Below are 7,223 nucleotides of genomic sequence, written 5' to 3' on the forward strand. Positions count from 1 at the left end.
CGCCCCAGTTGATGGTGGCGCTGTAATTCGTGAGCGGATCGGCCCCGCCCGTGTCAATAAAGTCTGCCAGCGTCGCATTGCTGACGTTCAGGCCTTGGCTGACAACCGGCAGCGCCTTGGCTTCGAGCGTCGCTTGAGCGACGTCGACGGCGCCTTGCACGGTGGCGCTCGTGCCGTCGCTGTCGCTGATCGTGATGGTGGTCGTATAGTCGCCCGTGGTGGTGTAGGTGTGGCTGCCCTCAACACGGTAATACTCGCCGCCAATGATGACGGCAGGCGCCGCCAAGAGACTGCCGCCGCCGGTACTGTCGCCCAGGGCGATGCCGGTGATGGTTCCGGCCGAAGCCGGAGTGCCGTCGCCCCAGTCGATGGTAGCCTTGTAGTTCGAAAGCGGATCTCCGGCACCCGTGTCGATAAAGTCGGCCACCGTGGCGTTGTTGACCGTCAACCCGGTGCTATCAACTGGGATGGCCTTGGCTTGCAGTGTCGCTTGAGCGACGACCACCGTGCCCGTGACGGTGGCCGAACCGCCGTCGGTGTCGCTGATGGTGACCGCGAATGTGTAATCGCCCGTGGCCGTATAGGTATGGCTGCCTGCCACGCTGAAGTATCCGCCGACCGCGTTCGCGATCGCGGGCGTCGCGGTAATGCCCCCGTCGATGGTGCCGGCCGAGGTCGAACCGTCGCCCCAGTCGATGGTGGCGCTGTAGTTGGAAAGCGGATCGGATCCGCCCGTGTCGAGGAAGGCCGCCACGTCCGCGTTGTCGACGACAAGCCCATCACTGACGACGGGCAAGGCATGTGCGTTGAGCGTCGCCGCGGCAATATCGACCGCTCCATGAACGGTCGCGCTGGTGCCGTCGCTGTCGGTGATCGTGACGGTAAACGTGTAGTCGCCCGTCGCCGCGTAGGTGTGGCTGCCGGCGACCGAGAAATAACCGTCGATGGGGACGGAACTGAGCGGAACGATTCCGTGCGTGACGGTTCCTTCCGTGGCCGAAGTACCGTCGCCCCAGTCGATCGTGGCACTGTAGTTCGAGAGTGGGTCGGATCCGCCCGTGTCGATAAAATCGGCGACGATCGCGTTGTTGATCGTCAAGCTCTGGCTGACAACCGGCAGGGCATGTGCGATGAGGGTTGCGGCCGTCACTTGCACCGTGCCGGTGGCCGTAGCCGAGTTGCCGCTGGCATCGTTGATGGTGACCTGATAGTCATCGGTCGCGGCGGCCGTGTAAGTGTGGCTGCCCACGACAAGATAACCGCCATTGCCGGTCGGCACGACGGTGCCCGGCGTGGTCGAGCTGCCGTCGCCCCAGTCGATCGTGGCCGTGTAGCTGGCGACGGGATTGGCCTCGGGGCTGGGAAGCTCGGCCGAACCGAAGGCCGCCAACGCTCCGGAAAACTCGCGGCCGGCCTGGGCTGTGGTGTCGGTGCCCACGGCTCCGGAAAGACCCGTGCCGGCAACCTGCACCGCGCCGAACAGGCCGTGCGACAGCTCCGGGACGGGGACCGCCGTCGCGATCGCTGGCCCGCCAGACGTATTGGAAAATGGCCAAACCAGATCCGGGAAGGAGCCAGTCGTGAAATAGAGCGAGTCCGCGTCGCCCGCGTTGTCGCCGTTGCCGAACGCCAGGCCCAACAGGCCATTGACGATCAACGGATTGCCGTCGGGCCCGTTCAGTGCGCCAAGCGAGGTGCCGCCCGTGGCAGTGGGGCTTGGGCCCGGATTGAAGGCGTTGATCTCGCCGCTGCCCTGGTTGGCCACCAATAGATCGCCGGCGAATTGGCCGAACGATTGCGGCGCCAAGGCCATGCCCCAGGGTTGGTCGAGCGGAGAGCCCGACGCAATTCGCCCCAAGAAGTTGCCGTTGGCGTCGAACGCGTCGATCACGCCGTCCGGCGCCGGCGTGGGGGGCAGCGGACCGCTGGCACTGACCTCTTGCGCCGCGCCCAGCGACGCGTAACTCACGTACAACTCGCCGCCCAGCGCCTGGATATTGAACGGCTTATAACCCGCCGGCAAGTTCGGGTCTGTGAACGACCCGCTGGTCGTGACCGGCTGGAAGCTGGCGTCGAACACGTCGATCTTGCCACCTACGAAATCGGCCGCGTAAAGCTGGTCGCCCGTGCCGCTGCTGGTGGAACCACTGTTGCTCGTGACACTGTTGGCCAGCGTCAGGCCCGTGAACCCGGCGCCGGGCACCGAGACCGCCGCCACCGCCTGCGGGCCGACATTCGAATTGAAACCATAGATCGTGCCATCGAGCGAGGCATAGAGGAACTCCGCCGGCCCTCCCGCGATGGGCGTTTCGACGCCGGGGGGCGGAGGCGGCGAGTGGATGATGAACTCGTTGGCGTTGCCGTTATAGACCTGGCCGGTGGGCAAGGGGACGTCCACAGCCTGGCTGGCGTTCTCAACAAACGGACTTCCCGCTACATCGCCGCTGTAGGAGTTCGAGCGTCCGGCGGAAGAGTCTGAAACCGAAAAACCGCCGCTGGCGCCGGGACTGGCCGCGATTCCCCAAGCAAAGGCAAGCGACGGATCGCTCACCAGCGCGGCGCCGGACTGGTTGGAAGCGAGGTTGATTTCAAGGTAGGCGTCCGAGGCCAGCAGCCAGCGGGTTTCCAACGATTCCAGCAGCCGTCGACGCTTCGACAATCGGGCGTTTGGCGGCGGTCGCCGCCACGGTGAACGGAGGGCATTCCAACGCAACATGACAATTGTTCCTGGGCAAAAAGACCCCTTCCGGTCCTTCCTCTCCTTGTACCAGTCTTTACCACTAAGTCAACGGATTTAGGCGATTTTTTCTTGGCTAACGGCCGGCAGACAGCAGAAAGTGAGGCTGCGCGGCATTTTTCTCACGTTTCTCACGCAACAATAACCAAATCCGTGCATCTGCCGGCTATCGTTCTTAGAGAGGCAGTGCGCCGCCGACCCGACGGGATGCGATCGTCTCGGCCACCGGGTCGGCGCTCGCGCTCGGTTCCCACCGTTGCCCTTTCTCCGCCCAGTCCAACTTCATTTTTAATGAGGCGCAATGCCACGAGGGAGGAGGCCGCGCGCAAAACACCACCGGGAGGCACTTCGAACAGGCAGAACCCTTACGTCTGCATGGCCACTACTCACTGACACAGAATGTGCGGAACCGCGCGCAGCGAAGCTTCCCGCACACGTTCCCGCGCGCACGCACATTCACGCCGTGCCGGCAAAACGCCTGATTCCGAGGCGATCGCGGCCAATCCGGCGTGGAGGTATGGGCCTTGCTTTGCCTCGTTCGCACGGAAGACGGTAACCGACCCGCGAACCCAAAAGCGAGGAACAAGAATGGTCCGACCGCAAACCGGCTGCGCGGCCCGGCATGCCGCTGTTCTCGGAGCGTTGGCGTCGTTGTGCCTGCTCGCGCCGACCGGGCCGACTTATTCGGCGGAGGTCGGCCGCGCGCCGATGCAACTGAAGGTGGTCCGCCCGCAAGCCTCCCGCGAAGACCGCGTGACGACGCAGCCCGGCTCGGTCATTCCGGACCGGTCGGCCAGGTTGTTCGCGAAGGTGTCGGGCTACCTCAAGGAGCAGCGCGTCGATATTGGCGACCGCGTCAAGGCGGGCGACTTGCTGGCCGCGATCGACGTGCCGGAGCTCGTGCAGGCCGTCAACGGCGCCACCGCGGCGCTGGCGCAGTCGCAGGCGCAGCTTACCCAGGCGCAGGCCCGTGTGGAGACCGCCCGTGCCCTCCGCGAGGCCGCGCAGGCCGCGATCGGCCGCAGCAAAGCAAACCTGGAAAGCGCGGCGGCGGCGTTGGAGTTCAAACAAAAAGTCTACCGCCGCATCAAGCAACTCTTCGAAGATCGCGCAATCGAAGAGCAATTGGTCGACGAACGCCAAGATGACTTTCTCGCCGCCCAGGCGACGCGCGACGCGGCCCTGGCGGCCATCGACAGCGCCAAGGCCGACCTGGCGGCGGCCGAAGCCAAGCTGAGCGAGTCACAGGCCGACGTTTTGGATGCCGAAGCCACCGTGCAAGTCTGTCAGGCCGCCCTGGAACGTGCCCGTGTGTTCGTCGACTTCGCCCAAATCCGCTCGCCTTACGATGGGGTGATCACCGAGCGTACCTTTTTTCCAGGCGATTTCATCCGCGCCGCCGACGGCAGCGCCGTGTTGCCGCTGTTGGCGGTCGAAAAGACCGATCTGATGCGGGTTGTGGTGCAAGTGCCCGACCGAGACGCGCCGTTTACGGAACCGGGCGATCGCGCGACGTTCGAGGCCAGCACGCTGCCCGGCCTGCAGTTCGAGGGGCAAGTCTCGCGCGTGTCCGACGCGCAAGACCCCACGACGCGGACGATGCGCGTCGAGATCGATCTGCCGAATGAAACGGGGCTGTTGCGAGACGGCATGTACGGCAAGGCCACCATCCACCTGTGGAGCGCCTCGCCGCCACTCACCTTGCCGGCAAGCTGCCTGGTCGAGAAGCCGGCCAACGGCAAAGCCGCGGTCTATGTGGTCCGCGACGGCAAGGCCCATCGCCAGGCGATTTACCTGATCCACGCGGACGAGAGCGAAATCGAAGTGCTTTCGGGCATCCGCGCCGGCGATTGGGTCGTGAGCGAAAACGCGGCGTCGCTCGTCGAGGGCGCGCCGGTGCGGGTGAAGCAATGAAAGGACTGATTCGCGCCTCGCTCGACAACCCACACGCGGTGATCGCGTTTTCGCTCACCGTGCTGGTGCTCGGCGGACTGACGTTAAGGCGCGTTCCCATCGACATCCTGCCGGTCTTCGAAAGCCCGGCCGTGCAGGTGCTCACGTTCTACGCCGGCATGCATTCGGTCGACGATCTGCTCAACATTCCGATCACGGGTCGCGCGCAGCACCGGCAGGTGACGCTGGGCGAGTTGGCGAGCATCACTCCGACTCAGATCGCCTCGGAGCTGACGCACGTCGACATTCAGCCGGCGGTCGAACTGACGATGGCCGTGGAGGGCCGCGACCTCGGTCACGCGGCGACCGACGTTGCCCGGCTGCTCGATCGTTTTGGCCGGCGCGAGGGGGAGCACTGGCTGCCTTACTCACCTGGCGCCAAGGGGGCGGAAAGGCCGATGGTGCGCGGCGCCGAAATCACGCTCAGCGGCGAATACAGCCGGATGCAGGAAGCGTTCACGAACCTGAGCGTCGGGCTGGTGCTGTCGTCGCTGCTGATTTACTTTCTGATGGTGGCGCTGGCCCGGTCGTTCGTCGTGCCGCTGGCGGTGATGCTGGTGGTGCCGCTGTCGCTGGTAGGCGTGCTGCCGATGCTGTATGTGACCGGCAGCGCGCTGAACGTGCAGTCGCTGTTGGGCATCATCTTCATCGTGGTCATCAGCGTCTCGAACACGGTATTGATGACCGATTGGGCGCAGGAGCTGCGCAAGCAGGAGGGGCTTTCGCCGCTGGAGGCCATTCGCCAGGCCGCCGGCGTTCGCGTGCGGCCGGTGATGATGACGGCGACGGCGGCCTTCTGCGCGATGTTGCCCGCGGCCTTGGCGTTGGAGCGCGGCGGCGAGGCCAACGCGCCGTTGGCCCGGGCGATTCTGGGCGGTTTGCTGGCTGCCGGGCCGGCGACGCTGTTCGTGCTGCCCGCCATTTATTCGCTCTTGGTCCGCGAGCGGACGGCGGAATTGCCACCGCTTGTCAACCGGATGGACGCTTCCCCTGAGCGGGAAGACGTCGCCGTTTGACGGTCGTCGAAACGTTCGCGGTGTAAACCAGCAGCCACGTTGCGATACTTCACACGGGCGGCAATGAACCATCGTCGGTGGCTGGGGCAGAAGCTGGCCGTGATCGATTCGGCCCTTTCAATACGCAGTGCCGGCCAGCGATGCCCCGGTCGTGGCGCTATCGGGGCATCGCCGCGGCGGAGCGGTTTCCGAGGAGCTGCCCAATCGGCGCGGCTCTGCCCCAGCCACCGCCATTCCGTTTCTGCTGTTTAGGCGGGTGGTTGAATGAAAATCGTCGCCGGACGGCGATTTTTCCTGTCCTCATTCGGGGCCGGAGCGCACTTATGGTAATATGGGGAATACCATGCGCGAAGAAAGCGACGATAGCCTGCTGCTCACGAGCGCCGCCCAGGGCGACCAACAGGCGCTCAACCAACTGTTCGAGCGCTATCGGTCGCGGCTGAAGAAGATGATCCGGCTGCGGTTGAACCGCCGGCTGCAAGGGCGCGTCGACGACTCGGACGTGCTGCAAGACGCGTTTCTGGAGGCCACACGCCGCTTGCCGACGTACCTGGCGGGTCCGCAATCGCCGTTCTTCTTGTGGCTGCGGCGGATCACCGGCGATAAACTGCTGGAAATACACCGCACGCACCTCGGCACGCAGGCCCGCGACGCCCAGCGAGAGGTTTCTCTCCACCGCGGCGCGTTGCCGGCGGCCAATTCCATGTCGCTGGCGGCCCAGTTGCTGGGGCAATTGACCTCTCCTTCGCAAGCGGCCGTGAAGGCGGAGATGCGGATTCAACTCCAGGAGGCCCTCAACAGCCTGGACCCGCTGGACCGCGAGATCCTGGCCTTGCGGCACTTCGAGCAGTTGAGCAACGCCGAGGCGGCCCAGGAGCTGGAACTGGAACCGTCCGCCGCCAGCAAACGCTACCTTCGCGCCTTGGCGCGCCTGCAAAAGATTCTTCGAGAGCTACACCTGACGGAATAGTGCCCATGCCGTTCGACCGAGAGAATTAGGCGTCAGATATCAGGCGTCAGGATCTGAACCCTGACGCCTGATGCCTGATACCTGATGCCTTAATCATGGTGGGCCGGCGCTCGCAAGCTCGCTGGTCCCACCCTGCGGAGCGTTGCGGACAACAACCCGGGGCATCGCCTGATTACACGGAGCCCTGCCAGATGACCGAAGACCAGGAACTGGAACTCGTCGAGCGGTTGGCCGAGGAATTCACCGAGCGCTTTCGCCGCGGCGAACGTCCTTCGATCAACGAATACGCCGAGCGTTATCCCCAGCAGGCGCAAATCATCCGCGACACGTTCCAGGCCCTGGCCCTGATGGAGGATCTGGCGCCGGCCAGCGACGACTCCTTCGGCGAAGCCAGCCCCGGCGGCAAGCCCGCCCTCGGCGCCGCGCGGCCCGATCAACTCGGCGATTACCGCATCATCCGCGAGGTGGGCCGCGGCGGCATGGGCATCGTCTACGAAGCCGAGCAGGTGTCGCTCGGCCGCCACGTGGCGGTCAAGGTGCTGCCCAA

At 65.1% G+C, this 7,223-nt stretch carries 5 protein-coding genes; 4 read left to right on the plus strand and 1 reads right to left on the minus strand.

Annotated features, from left to right (window positions below; all coding sequences use genetic code 11):
- Positions 1-2,659 (minus strand): TIGR03118 family protein (locus VNH11_07485; GenBank protein HVA46199.1); only part of this gene is annotated, 2,659 nt, incomplete at its 3' end.
- 666 nt (positions 2,660-3,325) lie between these two features.
- On the opposite strand from VNH11_07485, the gene VNH11_07490 reads away from it, so the two are divergent.
- The 4 genes from VNH11_07490 to VNH11_07505 form a co-directional block, all read left to right on the plus strand.
- Complete coding sequence (locus VNH11_07490; GenBank protein ID HVA46200.1) at positions 3,326-4,651, plus strand: efflux RND transporter periplasmic adaptor subunit; 1,326 nt, start codon at positions 3,326-3,328, stop codon at positions 4,649-4,651.
- The gene (locus VNH11_07495; protein HVA46201.1) at positions 4,648-5,706 is read left to right on the plus strand and encodes an efflux RND transporter permease subunit; all 1,059 of its coding nucleotides are present in this window, start codon (positions 4,648-4,650) and stop codon (positions 5,704-5,706) included. Before VNH11_07490 ends, VNH11_07495 begins: the two co-directional genes overlap by 4 nt.
- A gap of 343 nt (positions 5,707-6,049) precedes the next feature.
- Entirely contained in the window at positions 6,050-6,676 is a 627-nt protein-coding gene (locus tag VNH11_07500) for a sigma-70 family RNA polymerase sigma factor (GenBank protein HVA46202.1), read from the plus strand.
- Between the two features lie 191 nt (positions 6,677-6,867).
- Positions 6,868-7,223, plus strand: a 356-nt coding sequence (locus VNH11_07505) for a hypothetical protein (GenBank protein ID HVA46203.1), incomplete at its 3' end; no start/stop codon positions are given.

The organism is Pirellulales bacterium, assembly GCA_035533075.1.
Taxonomy (GTDB): domain Bacteria; phylum Planctomycetota; class Planctomycetia; order Pirellulales; family JAICIG01; genus DASSFG01.